Source organism: Pueribacillus theae (assembly GCF_003097615.1).
Classification (GTDB): domain Bacteria; phylum Bacillota; class Bacilli; order Bacillales; family UBA6769; genus Pueribacillus; species Pueribacillus theae.
This window is the reverse complement of record NZ_QCZG01000004.1, coordinates 1-24,413: the sequence shown is the minus strand read 5'-3', so window position 1 is coordinate 24,413 and position 24,413 is coordinate 1. Positions and strand designations below refer to the sequence as shown.

The 24,413-nt window shown below is 36.7% G+C and carries 17 protein-coding genes; 11 read left to right on the top strand and 6 right to left on the bottom strand.

Going from position 1 to position 24,413, the window contains the following annotated elements:
- Positions 1 to 364 precede the first annotated feature (364 nt).
- Positions 365 to 1,906, top strand: a complete 1,542-nt coding sequence (locus DCC39_RS03160) for a glycosyltransferase family 2 protein (protein ID WP_116553437.1) — start codon at positions 365 to 367, stop codon at positions 1,904 to 1,906.
- A gap of 88 nt (positions 1,907 to 1,994) precedes the next feature.
- On the opposite strand, the gene DCC39_RS03155 is transcribed toward DCC39_RS03160, so the two are convergent.
- Positions 1,995 to 4,070, bottom strand: coding sequence for an N-acetylmuramoyl-L-alanine amidase family protein (locus DCC39_RS03155; RefSeq protein WP_116553436.1), 2,076 nt, complete (start codon positions 4,068 to 4,070; stop codon positions 1,995 to 1,997).
- Between the two features lie 341 nt (positions 4,071 to 4,411).
- On the opposite strand from DCC39_RS03155, the gene DCC39_RS03150 reads away from it, so the two are divergent.
- Positions 4,412 to 5,950 carry a glycosyltransferase family 2 protein gene (locus DCC39_RS03150; RefSeq protein ID WP_240613516.1) on the top strand — a complete coding sequence of 513 codons (1,539 nt, stop codon included), beginning with the start codon at positions 4,412 to 4,414 and terminating at the stop codon, positions 5,948 to 5,950.
- A 48-nt stretch (positions 5,951 to 5,998) separates the two neighbouring features.
- Here DCC39_RS03150 and DCC39_RS03145 read toward each other — a convergent pair whose 3' ends face one another.
- Both DCC39_RS03145 and DCC39_RS03140 read right to left on the bottom strand, forming a co-directional pair.
- Positions 5,999 to 9,307, bottom strand: coding sequence for a CDP-glycerol glycerophosphotransferase family protein (locus tag DCC39_RS03145; protein ID WP_165820766.1), 3,309 nt, complete (start codon positions 9,305 to 9,307; stop codon positions 5,999 to 6,001).
- A gap of 250 nt (positions 9,308 to 9,557) precedes the next feature.
- Entirely contained in the window at positions 9,558 to 12,272 is a 2,715-nt protein-coding gene (locus DCC39_RS03140; RefSeq protein ID WP_116553433.1) for a CDP-glycerol glycerophosphotransferase family protein, read from the bottom strand.
- A gap of 395 nt (positions 12,273 to 12,667) precedes the next feature.
- Here DCC39_RS03140 and DCC39_RS03135 point away from each other — a divergent pair, with 395 nt between their 5' ends.
- The 4 genes from DCC39_RS03135 (at position 12,668) to DCC39_RS03120 (ending at position 18,235) form a co-directional block, all read left to right on the top strand.
- Positions 12,668 to 15,088: an SH3 domain-containing protein gene (locus DCC39_RS03135; RefSeq protein ID WP_165820765.1), complete on the top strand. Its 2,421-nt coding sequence runs from the start codon at positions 12,668 to 12,670 to the stop codon at positions 15,086 to 15,088.
- A 392-nt stretch (positions 15,089 to 15,480) separates the two neighbouring features.
- The gene (gene tagD / locus DCC39_RS03130; protein ID WP_116553431.1) at positions 15,481 to 15,879 is read left to right on the top strand and encodes a glycerol-3-phosphate cytidylyltransferase; all 399 of its coding nucleotides are present in this window, start codon (positions 15,481 to 15,483) and stop codon (positions 15,877 to 15,879) included.
- Positions 15,872 to 17,047, top strand: coding sequence for a CDP-glycerol glycerophosphotransferase family protein (locus DCC39_RS03125; RefSeq protein ID WP_116553430.1), 1,176 nt, complete (start codon positions 15,872 to 15,874; stop codon positions 17,045 to 17,047). Before tagD ends, DCC39_RS03125 begins: the two co-directional genes overlap by 8 nt.
- A 162-nt stretch (positions 17,048 to 17,209) precedes the next feature.
- Positions 17,210 to 18,235 (top strand): LCP family protein, encoded by a 1,026-nt coding sequence (locus DCC39_RS03120; RefSeq protein WP_116553429.1) that lies wholly within the window; start codon positions 17,210 to 17,212, stop codon positions 18,233 to 18,235.
- Between the two features lie 30 nt (positions 18,236 to 18,265).
- Here the strand turns inward: DCC39_RS03120 and DCC39_RS03115 are convergent, their stop codons facing one another.
- Positions 18,266 to 19,003, bottom strand: coding sequence for a WecB/TagA/CpsF family glycosyltransferase (locus DCC39_RS03115; RefSeq protein ID WP_116553428.1), 738 nt, complete (start codon positions 19,001 to 19,003; stop codon positions 18,266 to 18,268).
- A gap of 178 nt (positions 19,004 to 19,181) precedes the next feature.
- Between DCC39_RS03115 and DCC39_RS03110 the strand changes: the two genes are divergently transcribed.
- From DCC39_RS03110 to DCC39_RS03100, 3 genes are all read left to right on the top strand, one after another.
- Entirely contained in the window at positions 19,182 to 19,616 is a 435-nt protein-coding gene (locus DCC39_RS03110) for a DUF2521 family protein (protein WP_116553427.1), read from the top strand.
- Between the two features lie 78 nt (positions 19,617 to 19,694).
- On the top strand, positions 19,695 to 20,405 hold the full coding sequence (cwlD, locus tag DCC39_RS03105) for an N-acetylmuramoyl-L-alanine amidase CwlD (RefSeq protein WP_116553426.1): 711 nt from the start codon (positions 19,695 to 19,697) through the stop codon (positions 20,403 to 20,405).
- Positions 20,406 to 20,483: 78 nt separating this feature from the next.
- Positions 20,484 to 21,533 (top strand): Mrp/NBP35 family ATP-binding protein, encoded by a 1,050-nt coding sequence (locus tag DCC39_RS03100; protein WP_116553425.1) that lies wholly within the window; start codon positions 20,484 to 20,486, stop codon positions 21,531 to 21,533.
- Between the two features lie 40 nt (positions 21,534 to 21,573).
- Here DCC39_RS03100 and gerD read toward each other — a convergent pair whose 3' ends face one another.
- On the bottom strand, positions 21,574 to 22,161 hold the full coding sequence (gene gerD, locus DCC39_RS03095) for a spore germination lipoprotein GerD (RefSeq protein WP_116553424.1): 588 nt from the start codon (positions 22,159 to 22,161) through the stop codon (positions 21,574 to 21,576).
- Between the two features lie 156 nt (positions 22,162 to 22,317).
- Here gerD and DCC39_RS03090 point away from each other — a divergent pair, with 156 nt between their 5' ends.
- Positions 22,318 to 22,917, top strand: coding sequence for a KinB-signaling pathway activation protein (locus tag DCC39_RS03090; RefSeq protein ID WP_116553423.1), 600 nt, complete (start codon positions 22,318 to 22,320; stop codon positions 22,915 to 22,917).
- A gap of 134 nt (positions 22,918 to 23,051) precedes the next feature.
- Here the strand turns inward: DCC39_RS03090 and pdaB are convergent, their stop codons facing one another.
- Complete coding sequence (gene pdaB, locus DCC39_RS03085; protein ID WP_116553422.1) at positions 23,052 to 23,813, bottom strand: polysaccharide deacetylase family sporulation protein PdaB; 762 nt, start codon at positions 23,811 to 23,813, stop codon at positions 23,052 to 23,054.
- A 165-nt stretch (positions 23,814 to 23,978) separates the two neighbouring features.
- Between pdaB and DCC39_RS03080 the strand changes: the two genes are divergently transcribed.
- The gene (locus tag DCC39_RS03080) at positions 23,979 to 24,203 is read left to right on the top strand and encodes a hypothetical protein (RefSeq protein WP_116553421.1); all 225 of its coding nucleotides are present in this window, start codon (positions 23,979 to 23,981) and stop codon (positions 24,201 to 24,203) included.
- Positions 24,204 to 24,413: the final 210 nt, after the last annotated feature.

Sequence of the window (24,413 nt, the reverse complement as noted above, 5' to 3'; positions counted from 1 at the left end):
AAAATAATATTCATCAAATTCCTCTAAATAGGTTTTTTTTATGGATAATTCGATATAATAGATATCATCTCGTAATAATAGATCAGTTACTTCATTATTCCTTAAATGGTCCGTATTCATGGTTGAGTATGGAACTCCTCTCATAAAGAAAACTAAAGCCAACATTAATATAATAAAGAGGCTCCCCTAGTAATGTATGCAGGACATAGTTTACGATGTTTAAAAGTTAGCACAATAGGGGATCATTTACAATTGAATTAAATAGTAGATGAACTATCTCAATATTAATAGTACTATTTACAAATAGGTAGATTTCCTAATTTAAGAACTATTGTTACATAGAATATTTAAAAGGTGGTCAAATATGGGCTCAATAATGAACCGCATTTATTCAGCTTTTTTAAGTGATAAAAAGTTTTTGGAAAAGATTTCATATAATAATGAAGGTTACTATGTGCATTCTCCAAGAATAGATAAACAATATCAAGTTACAGTTATAATGCCTGTTTATAATGCTGAAAAGACATTAAAAAAGACGATTGATTCCGTCATCAATCAAACCATTGGTTTTAAAAATATAGAATTGCTCATTGTAGACGATAAATCTAACGATAGTTCCCGTGCTATTATATTAGAATACGCTAAAAAACATTCCAATATCGTGCCCGTTTTTTTAAAAGAAAATACTGGCTCGCCTGCAAAGCCAAGAAACCTAGGAATGGATTTAGCTACAGGAAAGTACTTAATGTTTATCGATGCGGATGACTGGTTAGATAACAACGGGATTAAAATACTTCATGACACCCTTGAAAGAACAGGGGATAACTATGCAATTGGAAGGACAATACAAGTAACGGATAAAAAAATGGAGATTACCGGGGAATACAATAGCTGTGAAACTCGAGATTCAATCGTCCCTTATACTATTCCTCATCTCTTTCAACATTTAGGGCCTACAGCGAGAATGATGAGAACAACATTTCTCAAAGAGCATCATTTCAGATTTCCGAATATGAAGTTCGCTGAGGATAAGCAATTTTTTATTGATGTATTAACCAATTGCCCGACCATATCCACAACAAAAGAAGTAGTTTATTATGTAAACCGTTATAAAGAGAATAAAAGCTTAGTTTCTACTACAACAATATTCGAAAAAACGGACACAAATATTGCTGTAATTAAATATGTGATTCAGAAGAAGCTCCCTGAAAAAATAGAAAGAATGATCCTAAACAGATTATACGAATTCGATTGCATTACGAGGTTATTTAATCGAGAACATTTTTTAAAGTCTAAACAAAAGGAGAAATACTATGAAAAGTTTAGGGAAGTATTAAGCACGACAAAAGAATTGCGGTATGACTTCACCGAAAACTTTTTTGAGCCATGGCACAAGGTGTTAGTGAATTTATTTAGGGAAGAAAGATACGATGATATTGTTACGTTAATACAATGGAGTTTAAGAGATACAACGAAAGAAACGGTTATTAAAGACGGCTTGCCATATTACCGGCTTCCTTTTGATGGCAAATATCAATTTACGAGAATAACCAATTTGGCATACCATGAAGGTTTATTTAGGGAAGAGAATGAATTATTGTTACATTTCAAAGTATACGGTGACCATCTAAGCGAATTACATTCTTTTGTGATACGCCAAAGGCATAATGAATTAAATCAAATCGAGTTGCCGATTCAACATGTGAAAGATAATTTATATGAGGTGAGACTTCCTTATCATCAATTGTCTGAGCTTTCTTCAAATAGTTACGCCATGTTTATAAAGTACTGCAACTATAGAAAATTATATATAAAAATGAATACAAGAATGATCTTAAACGATGGAAGAAAGAAAATGGATTTTTATACTACAATTGGCGACAATTTTGGCTTAAGTATCAAATGATTGTTTAAAAATGAATATTTACGAGTAGCGTGCGAGGTTGAAAATAAAAAGAGGATCCCAATTGATGAAAGGGATCCTCTTTTAGATGTTATTTGAAGTAATCAATGATACCGAGTAGAATGCCTTCGGCAATTCGCTGGCGGAAGCTGGACTTTTTAAGGTTTGCAGCATCGGCTGGATGGTCGAGAAAACCAGTTTCTATTAAAGCGCTCGGAATTTTCGTTTCACGAATGACGTGGAAATTTCCTTCAGCGACTCTTCGGTAGTAGCTGTTTGTTTTTTCAACGACACGATTTTGCAAGTTGTGTGCAAGCCTTATGCTGTTTTGCTTTTCGTAGGTTCCGTACCAAAATGTTTCAACGCCTTTTGCAGATCCATTGAAGCTATTCCCATGAATACTAACAAAAATATCTGCCCCGGAGCTGTTGGCAATTCGTGACCGATCTCTCAATTCGATAAAAACATCGCTTGATCGAGTCATAATCACTTTGAAGCCTCTTTGTTCCAACAGGCTTTTCGTCCGGAGGGCTATGTCTAAATTAAGTTCCTTTTCGACCAATCCGTTTCCCTGTGTGCCGGGGTCATGTCCCCCATGGCCGGGATCCAATACAACTATCTTTACGGGCGCTGCCCCAACGTCGTTTACGGGCGCTGTTCCAACGTCATTTTTATGGATATACCCGATTTTTGGTTTTCCGTCAATATAAACCGTCGCTTCGTACCAATTGTCCGTATATGTACGGTATTTCAATATACTTCCTTGGCTGTAGCTTTTTAATATTTCTGATGAGGTTGAAAGGGAAGAGTATACCCTCGTTGGACTTTTTAATCCAATGCCTTTCTCACTTTGTTGAGAACTAACGATGTCATTTTTATGAATAAAGCCCGAATGAGCCTGTCCATTTAAGTAAATGGTGGCTGAATACCAAGTATTGTTATACGGCCGAAAAATAAGTGTTTGCCCTTCTTGGTATGTTTTTAAAGCCTGTGAGCGGCTTGTATCAGCGTAGACTACCGTAGGATTTCTTTTTGCAATCCCTTTAAGCTGAGGCAACTGGCTGCCGACGTCTGAAGTATGAATATAGCCGGTTTTTGCTACTCCATTTACATAGACAGTCGCTTTATGCCAATTCGCTGTCAATGACTCATATTTCAGCAAATGCCCTATGTCATAGCTTTTATGGACAGCAGAGTTTCGATCCGGCCCTGAATAGACATGTACAGGCTGTTTAAGTGCGTATCCTTGCAGTCCTTCTTGCTGTACGAGCAGTTCAACATCAGTTTTAAGGATATAACCGGAATGCGGTTTGCCGTTTAAGTAGACGGTTGCCGAATACCAAGTTGCATTATGGGGTGAGAACTTCAGAATATGCCCTTGCGCATAGGACTTTAATGGTTTGGAACTTGCTGATGCGCTCTCATAAACATGGGCTTTGTCTGATAAGGCGATGCCGGTTAATGTTGGGGCGGCTGCTTTAGAAAAAGAGGCAAGAGGCACTTTTTGTGTTGAAGATGAACGCCCGTTTTCTTGTTTTTGTTCTGTAATCTCTTCAACTGCTTTTTTCTCTTTCTTCAGTTCCTTTTCTTTCTTATTTGTTTCAGCATCTTCTTCAACAGTCGTTTTTCCTTGTTCAGCCTGCTTTTCCTGCTGAACTTCAGGCTCCCTATTATACTCCGGTTCTTTCTGCTCTGTGATTGCTTCTTCTGTTTCGTTTCCAACCTTTAGCGATTGTTCCTGATTTTTGGCTTCTTCTGTTTCACCCTTGATTTCTGCACTGTTTTTATCTTTAAATGCGTTCTCCCGATTCAAACGAAAATCATCTGCTTCGGACAGTGGAACGACAAATTTAGAAGGCACATAGCCTGTAACAGCAGATTCTTCGGCTTCTCCTCGCTGTATATACTCAACTAATGAAAAAGTTTCCTCCGCTTCCAGTAAGACAACTGTTGTATTATCTTCAATATGGGAGATGATAGTTTCTCCCGATTTTTCTTTATAAAGCGGGATTTTCTCATTGGGATTTCCTGCAAACAACACGACTTTTTCTTCGTTGTCGCCGTTTGAATCTTCTTTTGAAGATTCAGCCGACACTACATGAGGATAAACCATAATGATCATTGATAAAAACAGAAAGTAAGAAAGCAGTTTGATAGATTTTTCCATTGCTAGTTTTTAAAGGTACTAAAGATCAAGCCACTTTTCGTTTCGACAGATGTAGTACCTTCGACATCCCTCCTCCATAATATCATAACATATTTAACCAAAAAAAGGTGAATATGGGTACTTTTGTCATATTTTATTGAGTGGGTCATGTTTATTCGAGATGGCTAGAAAGAGGGCATCACTGATTCAATCGGATGGCCGAATGCTTGTTTTTTCCATTTTTGTATTTGGTAAAATAAATTTCAATAGTTATGGTTAATAGAATTGGGAAATGTTATTCTCTAAGAGAAGAATATATAAAAACAGATTGGCCTCTTTGGCTTCTGAAGGGTATGAAAAAGGTGGATAAAATTTTAAGCAGTCTTAATTTAGTATTTGCAAAGAATTTAAATAAGAAGATACGCTACAATAAAAAGGGTTATTACATACACCCCAATAGAAAAAAAAGAGAAATATTCAAAGTTACTGTTATTTTACCGACTTATAATGCTGAAAAAACCTTGGAAAAAACTTTGAACTCAATTGTTTTCCAGTCATTAGGTTTTGAACATATTGAAGTTTTACTTATTGATGATGGTTCTAGTGATCGTACACGTCATATTATTTTGGATTACGCAAAAAAATATATTAATATGATTCCTGTTTTTTTAAAGGAAAACAGCGGGACCCCTGCAAAGCCGAGAAATCTCGGCATTGAACTGGCTAGGGGGAAATACATAATCTTCATTGATGCCGATGATTGGTTTGATCAAAACGGAATTAAAGTATTATATGATTTATTAGAGAAAACAAAAGATAATTATGCAGTGGGCAAAACAATAATAATAAAAGATGAAAATATAACAATCGCTGGAGAATATGCGAGTTGGAAAAAACGGGAATCAATTAATCCTTTTTCTATACCCCGTTTATTTTACCATCTCGGCCCAACTGCTCGAATGATGAATGCAGAATTCCTAAAAAATAAAAATATTAAATTTCCAGAAATGAAATTTGCAGAAGATAAGCAGTTTTTTATTGATGTTTTAATAAATTGTGATTCTATATCAACAAGTGATGAAGTGATTTACTATGTAAATAGAAATAGTGAAAATGAAAGCCTTGTGTCAAAAACATCCCCTTTGGAAAAATTTGATGCAAATCTAAAAGTTGTCAACTATATAAAACAAAAAAAGCTTCCTGTACATATTGAGAAAATGGTTTTAAATCGATTTTACGAAATAGATGGAATTACACGTTTATTTGATAGACCGCATTTTTTGAAATCTAATGAGAAAGAAAAATACTATGAAAGATTCTCCCAATTGATACGGACGACTGAGGATTTGCGTTATGATTTTACTGAAAATTTCTTTCATGATTGGCATAGGGTTTTGGTTGCTTTTTTTAAAAATAATAGGTTTGAAGATATAGTTAAAATTATAGACTGGAGCAAGAACGAACACTTCAAAGATTATTGCATCATTGATGAAAAGCCCTTTTTTACACTTCCTTTTGCCTCTCCTCATCACATAGCTAAAATAAATGTTTTAGTTATTCATAAGGAGACAATAAAAAAGGACGAAGAAGTATTTATAAGATTTAATATTTATAGGAATCAAGAAATCGACAATATTAGTTTTGCTATTCGTCAACGAAATAATCATTTAAAAGAAATTGAATTTCCAATCCAACAGTTGAATAATAATTTATATGAAGCAGTTATACAATTAAATAAGTTAGAAAGCTTGGAAGATGTACCTCATGCCGTATTTGTTAAATATAATGGCTATGAGAGAGCGACGGTAAAAATGAACTCCCGAAAAATTATTCATAAAAATAGTAAAAAGTTTGATTTTTATGTAACGGTTTCTGACAACCTTGGTTTAAGTGTAAAATAAAACAATAGGCTGCTCAAAAAAATGAGCAGCCTTTGCCTATTCAAATTCTTATCTGAACAACCTATCAACAACCCTTTTACTCGCCAACCCATCATCTAAAGGACAGTATTTCTTTTGAAAATCCATATATTTTTGTTTGTAACGGGTTTGGGCCTCTTCTATAGCAAGCACGTTCTCAATAATTTGATCTGTATCATACACTAGAGGGCCAGGAGCTTCCTCCTCAAAATTCATATAAAAACCTCTTAAATTGTCACGGTAGTATTCTAAGTCATACGTAAAAAACAAAATGGGCTTGCCGGTATTTGCAAAATCAAACATAACGGAAGAGTAATCTGTGATTAGAATGTCCGCAATTAACAACAGTTCCTGCATATCAGGGTAATTCGAAACGTTATAAACAAAATCAAGCAAAGAATCCTCTATTGTGATTTTGTTGCTAACTACTACGTGCATTCTTAATAATAAAATATAGTCGTCTCCCATTTGCTCTTTCATTTTAAACAAATCCATCTTAAGATCGAACAAAAATTTATTTTTCTTTAATGTCTGATCATCTCTAAATGTAGGGGCATAGAGGATGATTTTTTTATTTTCATTAAGATTTAGTCTTCTCTTTATTTGTTCCTTCAGCTGCTCTTTTTCTTTTTTGTAAAATATATCATTTCTAGGATACCCAACCTCTAGAATTTCCTTGTTGTATCGAAAAGCGCTTTTAAAGGTTTTTGTTGCGTAAGGACTCTGAGATATAAGGTAGTCCCAGTTTTTAACTGCGTTTCCAACCCTTTCCACATAATCATCACTTCTTCCATGAACCTCTTTAATATCATAAAGCATTTTCTTTAAAGGGGTGCCATGCCAAGTTTGAAGATAGGTTGTTTGATTACGCTTTTTAATATAGGCGGGGAAGTTTTGGTTATTGATCCAATACCCTGCTTTCAACAAATAATAAAAGTAAGCGGGACTTAACCTTTGAACCCTTTTTGTAGTTGGATCTTTAAACCGGTATTGTTTATTGTAAATCCAGACCTTCTTATAGCTTAAGTTTTGCCGGAGAATTTCTTCATAGATATTTCTTGGGCTATCGCCATATTGTTTTCCTAAATTACTCTCAAAAAGGATAAGGTTTTTATCAACAGGGATGATTTTAGCCCCAACCCGATAAAACAATTTCATGCTCGGGAAGTAATACTTACTTTTTCTGAACCGATTGTATAATCCTTTTTTCAGTATGTCTATTTTTGGATCATCCACGATTTTTTTATTTACTTTGTTTTCGCTAATAACCTTATATATCCTTTCGCAAGCTGATTGGTCACGATATGTTATAAATTTATTCGCGCGGTTTTTATATTCAGCTTTCATTACAAAATTTTCGTTTGCATAATCGTTAACGAAAGAAATAATTTCCTCTTGCTCAAAGCAAATTTCCCCGGGTAAATCTTCATCCAAATTCAAATGGGAAGGTTTTTTCCCAATAAATCTCTGCCGATCAAATTGATAGTAAAGAACAGGTTTATATAAGAAACTGAAGTCAAAGCCAACACTTGAATAGTCTGTAATCATTAAAGCACTTTCTTTTATCAAATGTTGAACATTAACTTCTCCTTGATTAATCACTTTAACAGAAGGGTTTTCAAAATATTTGCTGAATCTTTGCATGTTTGGATGGAGGCAAAATACTATATCAAATGAATAATCCTTAGCCAATTGATGGAGCTCTTTACTATTAATTATTTGCTCGTAACGTTCGTAATACTCACTTTCAAAAAACGCCTCATCGGATATAATCCAGTCTCGCCAAGTAGGAATGATGAGGATTTGCTTTTTCTTTTCCACATCATCTTTAAATAACGTATCGAATCTGGAAAGGCCTGTTACAAACACCTGTTTTGGTGAATAGCCAAAATCGTTGATAATCATTTCTTTTTCAAAATCAGAACTTACCATAAATAAATCAGTATCAAATCCGTATGCATTTTTCCCGTAGTTGGCAACCATATTTTTTGTGCCCATTACCCCATGCTGCAAGAACACCTTATCTGCCTTTACTTTTCTTTTGAACCGGTTGGTTCTTAAAGGGTATAAGTAATCAGGATGATGCGATGAAATCACTTTTTTAGCGATAAGCGAGTAAAAAATGTGTTCTTTCGATTTGAAATAAAGCACGTTTCCATATTTCTCAACATTATGTTTTTCGGGTGAATCTTTATCGATTATATAAAATACCTTTTTTTCAGGATGCTGCGTCCTCATGTATTTGAAAAAGGCGTATCCTGTATCTTGGGCTTTGTAGATTCGTTCTCCAACAATCCAGACATTATTTCGCATATTAAAAAATTTAATTCCCCAGGACCATCGCATAAGCTTCTGGAGATAGTGAAAGGTTTCTAAAGGATAACGATACACCTCAAGCGATAAGTTGTTATATTTAAAAGTAAAATATGGATTAACTACAATCGCTTCTTTTTGGTTTTTCACATTAAAGTCTTTTAATAAAAGTCGGGCTCTAAACGTCGGTCTGCCGACTCGAATATATTTATCTTCAAATTTGTCATTCAATTCGAGGCGCAAAAATAAATCATATATATCCTCTTGTAACAATTCATCATTTTTAATGTTTGTCAAATTAAATTCAGCAACGTATTCATATCTGTTTAAACCGTATTTTTTTTCTGTTTCTTCTTTTAAAAAGTGAAACGCAACTTGTGAAGAACTTAATACTTGGTGTGTATCCCGTCCTCTAATAATTAACTCGCCATTGTTGATTTTTGAATTTCTTGTAAATAATTTACCTTCGATTCTTAATTTGTTTTTCTTTGATTTTAGTTTATCAATTTGAATTTTTGTTGGTGATTCCACATCTTTATGAAGCAATAAAGATAGATTTCCTTTTGTTGTTACATAGTTAATTAACGAATTCTCGTCCTCGAAATAAAAATTTAATTCCTCGATTTTTGTATGTTGAAATCTGCCTAATCGAATCAGATATTCAGCATAAAGCTGGTTATCTCTTTTATTTAATTCAATATCTTTTCTTTCTTTTTCAGCCTCGCTTAAATCGGAATAGGGCCTGCCTATTTTTAAGTACCAATCGAAGGTATCTTTCGTTTCGTTCTTAAGCAAGGTTAATAGCTCGTTTAATGGAACGCTAAATTCAAATTGTGAAGAAGGAGAGATACGGCGGATTTCTTTTTCTATTTCTTTATCCCTGGATTGAAGACATAACGCTATAACTTGGTAATTTTCTCTTTGCAGCATTCCAGATATGTTTAATGTATGATTTACTTGATTTACTCGTAATTCACTTTTCAAAGGCTTTTTTTTCTTTTTTTTAAAATGTGAAAGCAACTTCATATACATCCCTACTATCCAAAGTTAAATTTAATCTTTCTACATTATAATACAATCTTTTTTTATTATTGTTTTCTTAGGATGAAAAATTCGTTTCAATTTAGACATTTTAGACATTGTTTCTCCCGATACAAGTTTTTGTATTTTTACTAGTCTATTAAATCTATTGTAAAAGGTGAGGAAATATTTACCCCCGCTTTTTTAAAAAAAGAGGATGCTCACATTTGGAACAATCCTCTCGCTGTATATAATGTTAGACTGTTTCAGTTTGACCGTTTTTAGCTAGCGAAGCCTTTTCTAATCCATTGATTACGGCTTCATAAATTCTCTCGCAATTTCTCTTATCTTGGTATTTTATGACGCCGGAAATATCCACGGAATAGTTAGCTAAATTATTCTTTAACCGATCCTCAATGAGATCAATCATTTCTTCTTCAGTGTAGGCTATTCCGCCAATAAAGGTTTCATCGATCGGCCTTAATATTCCTTTTCTGAAAAACCGCCTTACATCAAAATGGTAGTAGATGACCGGCTTATCCATTTTTAGGAAGTCAAAGCTTACGGTACTATAATCCGTAATCAATAAGGCGTGGTCGATTAACAATTGTTGAACACGTTTAGAGCCTAAGGGAATGAAGTTTATCCGATTGTCCAACGAATCAACATGATTTTTAAAAAAGTCCTGTGCGCGGTAATGCGGATAAAAATTAAGATTCACATTGTATTTATTCAATAATTCGTGAAGGCGTTCATTTTGAATAAGCTGTAAGTAATTGTTAAAGTAATCACTTTCTAAAAATTGCTGGTCTGTATTTATCCAGTCACGCCAAGTAGGCATAAGTAAAATATCTTTTGGCGGCTTTTCTTGTATCAAATTATCGAATCTAGCCAAGCCTGTAACGGCGACTTCATCTTCTTCGTAACCCATTTTATTGACGACAATATCATATTTTTCCGCATCACTGCTTACAATAAATAAATCAAACGGATCGTCGTAATACTTTTTATGGTATTCGACATTTTTTCTACCAAGGACACCGTGTTGGAGAAATACTTTGTAAGTATTTTCATAATGGAAAAAACCTTTAGCAGTCTTAAACGGGAGTAAATTCTCAAGGTCATGTGTACCTAACAAGACACTGGCTTTAAAAGCAACTTCATAGTGCTTCGGTGATCCAAAGACGAGAACATTCGGGTCATCTTTGATTTCTTTATAGTCTTCGGCGTCTTCCTCAATCACATAATACGCTTCTATATCTGTATTTTCCTTAAGCCAACGATATAGGACAATTCCGTTGTCTTGGGCTGTGTTGTAACGTTCCCCAAGCAACCAAACTTTTTCATCTTTAATTGAGGTATCTTTAGGAATTACGATGTCTTTTGGAATCATAAAGGATTCTATTTTTAAATTGTCAAAAGGTGTTGTTGTAATGAGAAAATGATGTAGGTTTAAATCGCTGTCTCTTAATGCTTTGCGGCCATAATAGTTATCCTTTTTATAATTTGAACTTTGGTATTTTATTTTTTCTTTTCTAATGGAATTGTTTTCTTTATCAATGATTTCAACAAAGAGATCAATGATTGTCTTGTCTTTACTTTTAAGTTCTACGAAAGGCAAATGTTCTAATTCAATCGTAAATTCAGCTCCGCTCTGTACGGGGATTTGAATGGTTTCGAGCGAATTGCGTTCTTCAAAAGTAAGGTAAGCTTTGCAATCAATGAAAGCATCAAGAGAACCGATGCAGCCGGTAATTGTGAGCTTGTCAATGTCAGTAACTTTTTTTGGTAATACGGGCCTGAAGATTTTAAATCCTAGGGAGCGATCTTTTCTTGCATAAAATTGAAAAAGCATCTTTTGGGATTCGATAACTTCCGTAAAAGATAAACCAGAACCTGTAAGGTTCGATTTTTTCAACAAAAATTGAAATTTCTTCGGCTGATCATTTTCTTCAGCCAGGAAAAATCTTTTGTTTGAAAAGTTACTCCATAAATGGTCAACGGGAACATATCCGCGTAAACCGTATGCAGTTTGTTCAAGGTTATAGACGTGTTCTTCGTCGTGCTTCGTATCCTCTAGTATTAAACTATAGTTACTGCCTTGCGCGGCAGTGTTTGTCCGAATATGCATAGTTACATGTTCTTGATTTTCTCTAGCAATTGAAATCACCTCGCTAGAATAATAGTGGGGTTGGAGGCGAAATGAGAAATGCTCATTATGCTTCGGTGCGATTTCAATTTGATGATTATAAGAATCGAACTGGACTGCCTTTTGTTCGGTTAAACAAAGAGGATAAAGTTCACGATTGAAATGAAGGTAAAGCTTCCATAAACCAGTCGACATGGATGAGAGATCATTGATAGTAACTTTTTTGCTATCCGGCTGATAATCTGCATCCAATGTTTTTAATTTATGGTTTTGAAGCGCAAAGATTTCCAACTCCGTTTTTTCTCCGTGTTTTACTAAATGCTTCACTGATTCAGGTTCAAATGTAAATTGAACGTTATTATAATCATCAGTCAAGCCGGTGCACCACAATTTTTCGTTTTTAAAATGATATTCATCAAACCGATTGAGTAAGAAGATGCTTTTGTCTACCCTCGTAAAGAAATAGTGATTATCAATTAAAAAGCTTTGTTCGACTGTCTCTTCAAAGTGAAGATCTTTTTTAATCCACATTTTTTTGTTGTTAATTGTTAGCTCGATTTTTACACGTGGACCTGGATTAAGCAAATTTTTCGGAACCTTTATAAAAAGTTGCCTTTTTGAAAAATTAAAGGGCAAAGATTGGGTGCTATCCTCAAATTGAAAGGCAACCTCAATTTTTTTTCTTAAACTCCAGAAATTACTTAAATGCAGTTCATAAACCAATTCTTTGTCCTTATTTTGAATATTTGTAAGTGTTACTTTCTTAATGATTTTTTGTTTTATTTTTTTTATATACTTTTTAAGTTTTCCTCTAATGCCCATTTCAAAAACCCCTCAAAATGTGAATTTCAACTTTAAAATATGATTCCCAAAAACAAGTTTACTATAAGAAAGCCTAATTGTACTGCATTAAAACCCTATCATAATTTGAAACAAACCTTCAAGATTAGATATAATAGTATTTAAGGAAAATACTTCAATTTTGCGAAAAAGTGGTTTTTCATGGTTAAGGCTTAATATTTAATCCAACTCTCCGATAATTTTAGGGAAAGGGGGCTATAAAACTGAAAAAAATGAGGGCGTTAGTTTCAAAGTTTTTAAGAAAAAGGGGGAGATTTGTTTCTTTTTATAGTTTATTAACTTTAGTTCTTATCTTATCTACCTTTTCTTTTCATTCAAAGGAAGTTTTTGCCAGTGAAAGTCTTAGGGGAATAGCGTTGAAAGAACCTACGCATATTTTTGAATCAAAATCTGTTGAATCTAAAAGTTTAAAAAGCTACGCAAAAGGGGTAATTTTACAATATCAGCCTGAAGACGCAAATTGGTACAAAGCTGTTGTCTATTTAGATGGAAAGCCTAGAAAGGGTTATATTTATAAGAATGATGTGGAGACATCAATGAAAAATCAAGCCAATTTAAAAGGCGTTGCATTGAAAAAACCTACAAAAATCTATAAGAATGCATCAACTCAATCTACATATTGGAAGTCTTATCCAGAAGGCTCAATCTTGCATTACCGTACTTTTTCAAAAAATTGGTATGAAGCCACGGTTTATATAAGTGGAAAAGCCAGAACGGGCTATGTTCATAAATCACATGTCGAGGATGCTGTAAACAAACAAGAAAACTTAAGGGGGATAGGAAAGATAAATCCTACTAAAGTGTATAAGAATGCTTCTACGTCGTCAGGAGCTTGGAAGTCTTATGAAGAAGGTACCGTTTTACAGTATCGAACTTTCTCTAAAAATTGGTATGAAGCCACAGTTTATGTAAGTGGGAAGGCAAGAACTGGTTATATTTACAAAGGCGATATAGAAGAAGCATTAAGTGTCCAAACAAGTTTAAATGGACGTGCCTTAAAACAACCCACACTGGTGTACTCTAAAGCATCAAGAAATTCTATGCCTCTTAAAAGTTTTGGGAAACATGTCAATTTAAAGTTTAAATCATTTTCCGATAATTGGTATGAAGCGACTGTTATCATTAAAGGAAAGCCTAGGACGGGGTACATACATGTTGACGATGTAACAACTAAGGATATCGTAAAAGTTACAAACTACAACTATTCATTTGAGCATATGGTCAACACACAAATGAAAGGAAAACCAAAAAGTGACGGCGCTGGACTAATTCCGGCTACTCGCCAGGAAGTGGAATATTATGCGAATCCTTCAAATTTTCCTAAAGGAACTATTGGATATTATCAATTTTTAGTATTATCGGAGCCGGTTGGCTTAAATGCTAAAGAGGTAAATGAGAAAGTACTAAATCAGAATGGTAGTTTAAAAGGGCAAGCTCAAGCATTCATTGATGCGGGCCGGGAGTTTGGAATTAATGAAGCCTATTTAATTGCCCATGCCTTACACGAAACGGGAAATGGCAATTCCATTTTAGCAAATGGTGTCCCTGTTGATAAAAATGGAAAAGTTACGAGAGATGAAAACGGGAATATTGCGAAAACATCACGTACTTATAAAGTAGTCTATAATATGTATGGCTATGGCGCCTATGATTCATGTCCTATTGATTGCGGAGCAGAATACGCATTTAAACAAGGCTGGTTTTCAAAATCGGCTTCAATTATCGGTGGCGCTGGCAGCATATATAACTATATAAAGCGAGGCCAGGACACATTATATAAAATGAGGTGGAATCCGGAGAATCCGGGCTACCCGCAATACGCAACGCATGTTGCTTGGGCAGAACTTCAAACAAGTAAGATCGCTGCAATTTACAATACTTTAGACAATTATACGTTAGTTTTTGATGTTCCGAAGTTTATTGCTCAGCCAGGTCCGACAGAAAAGCCAATAAGAATAAACTTTACTCGTTCTCTCTTCTCAATGCCAAGTCTCGAGGGAGCACATGAGTTTGGTGATGAACCAATAGAACTTGCACCGGAAGAGCCTTCACATCCTAAGGAAGAAGTAACACCGGAAGAACCTTCACATCCAGAAGTAACACCGGAAGAGCCTTCGAATCCTGAGGAAGAAGTAACACCGGAAGAGCCTTCGAATCCTGAGGAAGAGGTAACACCAGAAGAGCCTTCGAATCCTGCGGGCGAGGTAACACCGGAAGAGCCTGCGAATCCTGAGGAAGAAGTAACACCGGAAGCGCCTTCGAATCCTGAGGAAGAGGTAACACCGGAAGAGCCTTCGAATCCTGAGGAAGAAGGAACACCAGAAGAGCCTTCAAATTCTGAAGAAGCTGAGGAGGATAGTAACACCTTCCCGATTGGGGTATATGGTGTTATTCATGAAAGCATAAACTTCAGAAGTTCGCCTTCTTCTAAAGATGACAATAACATTATTGGAAAAATTCCCGGTGAATCAAAACTTGAAATTATCGATATGAATGAAACTTGGTTTAAAATTCAATTTGATAAGAAAGAAGGATGGGTTCATCGTGAGGATGTTACACTGTTAAACTTAATTGAAGTTTTAAATGAAGGCCTTCATGTATATGCGGAACCTTATGGGGAAATCGTAGGTGAATTAAGCGATACTCTATTGGCAGCGGTGTTAGATGAAAACGACGATATTGTACGTAAGGATAACTGGTATCAAATATATTACAACGGTAAAGAAGCTTGGATATGCGGTGCCAAAGACGGACAACAATCTATCAAAGTGAAGTAATTTTTCATAATATGCAGTGATGCAAAATTTTAAGGTCCACAAATGTAAGCACAAAGACTCGGAAGCAGGAAATAGGATTCTGCTTTCGGGTTTTTAATTTTTTTTATGTTGTTATATAGTATATGGAGAATACTAATCATGTCAGCGTGTTTTTATGCTGGGATTTTGGTATATGAAAACTTTGAACTCACTTTTTTCCAAAATAATTATCCCATTGCGATGTTCCAATGGTTCATTATTACATACGGCATCAATTTTAAAATGGATTCATCCTCGAAAAATTGATGTAATTTTTTTGTAATAGGTATTTATCAAAAAAAACGGTATAATATACGTTGGTGGTCTCTTAGAAAGGTTTGCATACGATAAACTTCAATGTGGAGGTTTCCCAATTGAAAAAAGTAATCACATACGGCACATTCGATTTGCTTCACACAGGCCATATTAATATTTTGCGACGCGCAAAAGAATTAGGCGATTATTTAATTGTTGCCATTTCAACAGATGAATTTAACGCATTAAAAGGCAAAAAGGCATATTACACATTCGAACAGCGAAAAGCAATTCTAGAAGCTGTGCGTTATGTGGATGAGGTCATTCCTGAGCATACATGGGAACAAAAAGTCGAGGATGTGCAAAAACACAATGTCGATGTCTTTGTCATGGGTGACGATTGGGAAGGAGAATTTGATTTTCTCAAGGAATATTGTGAAGTGGTTTATTTGCCAAGGACGGTTGGTATTTCGACAACAAAGATTAAAAACGACTTAAACAAGGCGAACAATGGGTAGGGAAGCAGCCATTTTTGTTTACCTGCTTGTTTTTCGCTTGTTTTTCCATATTTTTAAATGGTATCCCCAAAAGAAGAAGTCAACGTTTGTTGCTTCATTTGGGGATAATATTTTGTTTACAGTTGAAGAATTGGAAAAACAGACAGACGAGCAGGTCGTGATTTTGAAAACGTCCCAATGCAAAGTTAATTTTGAAGAGCGCCCCAACCGAATCATTTTACATTTTGAATTGCGCCACTTCATGGATTGGGTTCGCTCGATTTACCATTTGGCAACGTCCCCGAAAATTTTTGTCGATAATTATTTTGGTTTTTTGGCGGCGGCGGATTTCAAACCGAATGTCACATGCATCCAGCTATGGCATGCAGCTGGGGCGATAAAGCAATTTGGGCTAAAGGATCCGTCGATTGAAAACCGTTCGCAGCGAGCGATGAAACGGTTTAAAAAAGTGTACGATCGGTTTCATTATGTTGTTGTAGGCAGTGAAAAGATGGCGTGCATTTTCAAACAAAGCTTCGGATTAAGTGACGAACGGATTGTGCGATCCGGCATTCCGAGAACGGATTTCTTTTTTGACTCGGAAGCGATGGGAAGGACGGCTGAATCGTTACGCTCGGCATATCCGTTAATCAATGAAAAAAAAGTGATCTTATATGCGCCGACATTCCGTGATGGAGAGCTTACTATTTCACAGCTTGCGTTAGATATTGACAACATGTACCAGGAATTAAAGGATGAGTATGCTTTATTTTTGCGTCTCCACCCTGCCGTTCGAGCTGATTTTACAAATCAATATCCGGATTTTATTTGCGATGTGTCGGATTGCCCCGATGTCAACCACTTATTGCTGATCACAGATATTTTAGTAACGGATTATTCGTCGATTCCGTTTGAATTTTCTCTATTGCATAAACCAATGATATTTTTCGCTTATGATTTAGAAGAATATGCCGAAACTCGCGGTTTCTGGGAGCCTTATGAAAAAATGGTACCGGGGCCAATAGTTGGTGATACGGATGAACTCATACAGGTGATAAATGATGGGGACATTAACATCGATGCTGTTCGAGACTTTGCAAATGAGTGGAATGAATATTCAACAGGCCGATCGAGTGAAAAACTAATTCAAATGGTTTATACGAATGAAAAAGCTCGATCACTGTATTAAACTATCACTTTTGGCAAAATTTTCCTTCCATGCAGCTTGCCAATCTGTAACCGAAATGAAGCATGACTGTTATAAATTTTTATTTTACGGATGGTGAAAAACATAGTATCATAAGCTTTAGGGGATTTTGGGATTTTTATATTTGAAAAAGGAGAAACCCATATGGGACGACATAAAGCGAAAATACAAAGAAAAAGAAGAAGGAGGAAGCGGATTTTTTGGTTTATCTTCTTTCCGTTGTTGATGGTTGCAGTTGTCAGCACAGCTTATGGTTTCCATTTGTATAAAAAAGCTGAATCGGCAATGGGGAATGCATTTTTCGATGACTGGAAAAAATCCAATCTTAGAGATAAAAAAGTAAACCCAAATATCGACAATGTCTCAGTTCTGTTTATAGGAATTGATGAAAGTAAAAAACGTGGCCTTAATACGAATTCTCGTTCAGACGCTCTTATGCTGGCAACACTTAATGAGAAGGAAAAATCTGTGAAATTACTTTCAATCCCTCGGGATTCATATGTGTATATTAAAGAAGTTGGCTACAGTACGAAAATCAACCATGCCCATGCGTATGGCGGACCGATTGCTACAATTGAGACGGTAGAGGACTTGCTTGACATTCCTGTCGATTATTATGTTCGCCTTGATTTTGAAGCATTCATGAAAGTTGTAGACGCACTTGGCGGCATCGAAGTTGATGTTCCTTACACATTCTCGGAACAGAATTCGAAAGACAAAGCGAACGCGATTACACTGGAAAAGGGTTTACAGACGCTTGATGGTGAAGAAGCATTGGCTTTTGCGAGAACGAGAAAAAAGGATAGCGATATTGAAAGAGGCAAACGCCAACAGGAAATTATGAAAGCCATTATGAAAAAAGCTGCTTCCGGTACAGCGATTCCGAAATATGGAAAAGTGATTGATGCCATTGGTGAAAATATGCGGACAAACATGACGTTTGATGAAATGAAAGCTTTTATTGATTATGCGGTATCAGGGAATTTGTCGATTGAAACGTATACGCTGGAAGGGGACGATTATTGGACCACTAACAGCAAGGGCCAAAGAGTTTATTACTTCCAGCTGAATGAAGAACGTTTAGCTCAGCTGAAGGGCGATCTCAAAAACCATTTAGAGATTTCCTCTAAGGAGCCAACGGAAATGGCGAGCGAACGTGTAGATAATTAGTGAAAAAAAGAGCGTGCGAATGGATGTTTGTTACCCATTGACACGCTCTTTTTTTGTTTGGAAAACTTTCAACATAAACAATGGCAGGAAAGCCATCCTTTTCCACCGAGATGGCTGTTTGATCAGCCGATAGAGCCATTCAAGATTCAGTTTTCTCCAGATGAGCGGAGCCCGCTTTACCTCACCCGCCAATACATCGAAGCTTCCTCCAACACCCATGAAAACTCCCTTATGAAATTGAGGGAAATGGATTTTGATCCATCTTTCCTGCTTTGGGAATCCTAACGCAACAAACACGAGATCAGGTTCCGCTTTTTTTACTATTTCCGCTACTTTTTCATCTTTTTCATCAAAATATCCGTGATGGTATCCGCAGACATGAAGATTGGGGTACTCTTGTTTGACATTTGTGACGGCCTTCCGAACGACATCTTCCTTCGCCCCAAGAAAGAAAACATTCAAGTATTCGCAATTTGCAACAGCGAGAAGGTCTTTCAGTAAATCAAACCCTGCTACGCGTTCCGGGAGTGGGCGTTTTAAAAGCTTCGCCCCCATAATAATGCCGGCGCCATCAGGGATAATATAGTCTGCCGCACGGAGCGTTGCCATATAATCGGAATCCCTTTGCGCGTACATCACGATCTCCGGGTTGGCAGTGACGATAAATGTTTTTTTATGATCTTTCAGGCGGCTGGCCAATAAATCAATGGTTTCTGCTTTTGTTTGTTTATCAAATTCGACATCTAATATATTCACTTTATTCGACATGATTTTCTCCAATGATTGAAAAATGTTTTTTCACGCTGACTAATTATATCAAATTTTGTAAAAGAAATGTTTTTCAATAACGCCGGCAGCTAATTGCCATCTTTTTCCAATTAGATTTTTGCATAGCAATCCATAAAAACAAAACACTAATACAAAAAAGAAAAAGAGGGGTTTCATCATGACGGTTATCACGAATTTTCTTGAGCGGAAACAAGAAAAGCAATTAAATTTTGAACGAAAGGCATTACGGGAGCTGGCGCTTCCTGACATTTCGAAAGATGTACGGAAAATGTTTTTCCCCTTTTTTAACCATTCCGTTCTTTTTCATAAGGAACTTGAAGAGACAAGTATCGACATGGCGATTGAAGCGTACTTAATCGGCGCCAACTACAGCAAGTTCAGTTTTTATGGGGAGACGGAGAAAGAGATCCGCTGGCGTTCGAGAAAAGAGATAAAACATTATACTGACACCCTTTTTGATTATTGGCTTTTTTGGTGTAATAGTGAACGTGTGAATGAAAGCCTTTATCGGACGTGCGGTGCGTTTATCGAGCGCTGGTGGCTTGAGGGGTTCCAAAAAGGAGAAAAAAGGCATCGCCTTCGTCTTCATTAATCTTTTGACTTCCTGTTATATTCTTGTCCCTCCGTTTATATATTGTAAAGAAGATGTTGTCCTAACGGAGGGAAGAAAGTGAAGAAATGGTTCATTGTTATTGCGCTGTTACATGTACTTATTTTTATCATTCTTTTTAATAAGCAAATTAATCTTGAGTCATCAGATAGCTGGGAGCTTCCTTTGTCGGGAAAGATCATTGTCCTTGATCCCGGACATGGCGGTCCCGATGGGGGAGCCGTCGGCAGAGGAAATGTCATTGAAAAAGATGTGACCCTTAATATTTCGCTAAAGCTTCGCGATTATTTGCAGGAGGCGGGAGCTTATGTCGTGATGACGAGGGAAACGGATCGCGATTTGGCTGATGAAAATATAAAAGGATACAGCAGGCGAAAGACTGACGATCTGTATAAGCGGTTGGCAATGATCAATGAACCGAACCGTGATTTATTTATAAGCGTGCACTTAAATGCGATCCCGTCGCCAAAGTGGAGAGGGGCGCAGACATTTTACAATCCGACAAATGATGAGAGCCGGAATGTGTCCATTTTTATACAGGATGAGCTTCGAAGGAACTTAGGAAATACAGACCGGAAGGCAAAGAGCTTAACAAGTGTTTTTATTTTAAAAGAAGCGAAAATTCCAGGTGCCATCGTGGAAGTAGGTTTTTTATCAAATCCGACAGAAGAAGAGCTTCTTAAACAATCAGAGTATCAAACGAAAGTGGCAGCTTCGATTTATCAAGGGATTCTTCGTTATTTTACAAATGAAGAACCACCTGAAGAATAGAAGCTTCTTTTTTTAGCTTAACCAATGATTATGCTATACTATTCCTTGAACGAAAAACGGATAGAGAAGGTGATTGTGTTGCTAACGGAACAACAAGTGAAAGATATTTTAAGCCAAGTGAAAGATCCCGATTTACATAAAAGCATTGCTGAAACAGGCGGTATTCGTGAAATTAAAATAAAAGAAGGCTACGTCAGTGTGAAGGTTGCTTTGCAGCGTACAGGAACAGCTGAACAAATGCAAATTCAACAGCAAATTGTAAACCTTTTAAAGCAGGCAGGAGCGGAATCAGTTGGCCTTCGTTTTGAAAATTTGGATGGAAGCAAAGCGAACCAAGTGGGCGGGCATCGCCCGAACCCTCAAATGCCGCCGCTTCTATCTCCTGACAACAAAACAATCTTCATTGCGATCGCAAGCGGAAAAGGCGGTGTCGGTAAATCAACCGTCACTGTCAATATTGCAACTGCGCTGTCAAGGCTTGGCAAGAAAGTCGGCATTATCGACGCGGATATTTATGGATTTAGTGTGCCGGACATGATGGGCATTGATTCAAGGCCGAAAGTTCTTGGCGACAAAATTTATCCGGCTGAACGATTTGGTGTAAAAGTGATGTCAATGGGCTTTTTCGTTGAAGACAATTCGCCGGTCATTTGGCGTGGCCCAATGCTTGGAAAAATGCTAAATAATTTCTTTGGTGAAGTGGAGTGGGGCGATCTTGACTATCTTTTGCTTGACTTGCCTCCTGGAACAGGGGATGTTGCGCTAGATGTTCACGATATGATTCCATCAAGCAAAGAAATTATTGTAACAACCCCGCATCCTACAGCAGCCTTCGTTGCGGCAAGGGCAGGGGCAATGGCGCTTCGGACAAACCATGAAGTCATCGGTGTGATTGAAAACATGAGTTATTTTGAAAGCAAGTCTGGCGACAAAGAATACATCTTTGGAAAAGGAGGCGGTGAAAAGCTTGCAAAAGATCTTTCAACCGACTTTCTTGGCCAAATTCCGTTAGGCCAGCCAAGAATGGAAGGAGAAGACTTCGCGCCTTCGATTTATGAAGAAGACCACCCAATTGGGGAAATTTATACACAAATTGCGAAGAGAGTCATTGAGAAATTAGAGAATTAAGAAAGGGCCAAGGGCTTTGTTGGACAAGCCTTTGGTCCTTTTATTCTCCTCCGCCTTTATCCTTTTCTCCGCCTTTTTGTTTGCGTTCTTCGTCTGAGATTTTTTTCAGCATGTCAAAGATTTCTGCTTTAAAAAGCGGATTTTCAAATTGTTCTTTCATTACATCTTGGAGATGGGCCCTAAATTCATTGCTTTTCATTAAATTGGTGTAATTTTTTTCCATTTCCGGATTTTGGAGGATTTCCATCATTTTCTTTTGATATTCGGGATCGTTCATTAAACCTTTCATCATTTCTTCATAGGGCTCTTTCGTGCTTTTTGCAAATGCTTCAGCGAACTTTTCGTCTTTCATTTGCTTTTGCCAAAATTCTTTTCCTTTATCGGACAGAAGCGTATTTTCGATCGCTTGTCTGATGGCTTCCTGGTCCATGACAAACTGCTGTTTGAATTGGTCATCCGCCAGAATGTCATTTAATGCTTTTTTTCCCTCATCTGTTTTTAAGATGTCAACAATCATTTTTTTCGTTTCTTCATAATTTGCGTCATTTCCTTGTGCTTCATTTGCTGCGCAAGACACAAGGAATGAGCTGAAGAAACAGAGCATCGTAATTTTTATTAGTTTGTTCATGGGTCTATACCCCTTTTCGCTATTCTTATATAATTAACTTTTCACAATTTCGACGTTGTTATGCTTGGAGGAATAAGGAAACCGCTAGCTTTTTCATAAGTGGATTGATACAATCATAAAGGGAAAACTGAAAGGTAAGATTTGGGGGCTTGCAACTTGAATTCACGAAATTGGGTCCGTTTGTTTGTTTCTACGCTTTTAATCGGTGCTGCAGCTGGGATGATTACTGGCTTAATTGTAGAAGCGAAGTTATATAAAAATTTTGTCGATTTCCTTGCGTTGGGGATATGGCTGTTCGGTGTATCTTGCATCTTTAGCTTGATAAGCCAAATGGGCTTTTTTGCGTACTTAACAATCCACAGATTTGGATTAGGAATGTTTCGTTCGGTCAAGCTTTGGAACGCCGTTCAAATTGTCCTTATCGCTTTTGTCTTGTTTGATTTAGTTTATTTGCGCTACACGGCGTTCGCTGAAAAAGGAGATGCCATCGCGCCTTATTTTATTCCGGCGGCGATTTTAACGGTGATTGGGCTCGCTGTCGCTTATTTGAAACAAAGGGAAACGAATCGCGAAGCGTTTATTCCTGCTTTATTCTTTATGGTTGTTGTGACAACAATCGAATGGTTCCCTGTTTTAAAGGCGAATGACTTCGAATGGGTGACAATCATGTTTGTCGCTTTAGTTGTATCCAATGCATGGCAAATTATGCTTTTGCATCGCCTAAATGCCAATAGCAAAAAAAGTCCTCAGCTTTAAAGAGCCGAGGATTATTTTATCTCAGCGTCGTTGCTAAGACTCCCGCTTCCATAAGTGGGAGTTAAGTGTTGACAAGCTTCGAAATAAGAGTGGCTAAGGTTCAGGTAAAGTTCAAACTCCATCTGAACCAAGTTCTATTTTATTTCTTCGCTTTTCGTTTCTGAATTTGCGATTAACTCTGAAACCGTAACAAAACGAAACCCTTCTTTTTGAAAATGTTCAATAATTTGCGGCAAGGCTTTTTCTGTTTGTTTCGCAGAGTCGGAAGCGTGGAAAAGGACAATATCCCCACCTTCTGTTTTTTTAACGACATTTTTTACAATTTGATCGGTTCCGGGATTTTTCCAGTCTTCTGAATTCACACTCCAATGAACAACGGTATAATTAAATTTTTCCGCCACCGTTAATACGCGCTCATCGAAGCTCCCGTTCGGGGGACGAAGCAATGTTGGTTTTTTATTCGTTAATTCCTTTAGCACAACATCACTTAGCTGTATGTCTTTACTGATTTGGTCTGTTTCCAAATTTGTATAATGCTCATATTGAAATCCAAGATTCCCAATTTCATGTCCGTCTTTCGCAATCCGTTCTACAATTTCCGGGTGGCGTTCAGCCCAGGAACCCGATAAAAAAAATGTCGTTTCATTGATCTTATATTTCTTTAACAGATTAAGAATGGGAATGGCCCGTTTTTCGCCCCAACTAATATCGAACGTGAGCGCTACTTTCTTTTCTTTCGTTTCTACAGAATCGATGGCTCTTGGCCCTTGATCAGTTGAAAATACGGCGAGCTGATCTTTTTCTACATATAAAAGGATGCTTGAAAACAGAGCGGCAACGAGAATAATGACATAATGTTTAAAACGATAACCTTTAAATGAATAAAAAAATTTCATGATAGCCTCCTGCTTTTTCTTAATCATTATTACAACTGTATGCTTGTCAGGCGTATTTCAGACTATAAGGAAACGTGCAGTAAATTTTTTGATAAAATTTCCGTTTTTGGGAAAAATGGTAAATACCCTTTATTGAGAGACGAGAGAAAAGGAGTGGGGTCCCCGATGCTAGGTTTACTAATTAATTTTAAAGAAGCACAAGAGCTCGAATACATGTTGAAAAGAGAAATGGAAGAGCTCTTACTCGATTTTGGCGATTCGAGAATCGACGGCGTCGTCAAAAGAGCAATGGAGGAAAGGTATCAAATTATTTTCAATCTGTTTCGCCGTATTGCCCCTCCTGAGGAATGTACGAAATATATTCGGCATAAAAGAGAACATTACCGATAATAAAATGATTTTGCATGAGCTCTTGAAATCTTAGACTATCCATGTTATACTGAGCGTCCTCGCTGGAAAGCGATGGGCGTTTTTCTCTAAAAAACTTTTTGAAAAAAGATGTTGACGAAGAGAGAGTAGCGTGTTATGATATTAAAGTCGCCATTAAGAGCGACGGAATAAAAAATCGTTCTTTGAAAACTAAACAAAACGCCAAGCGAA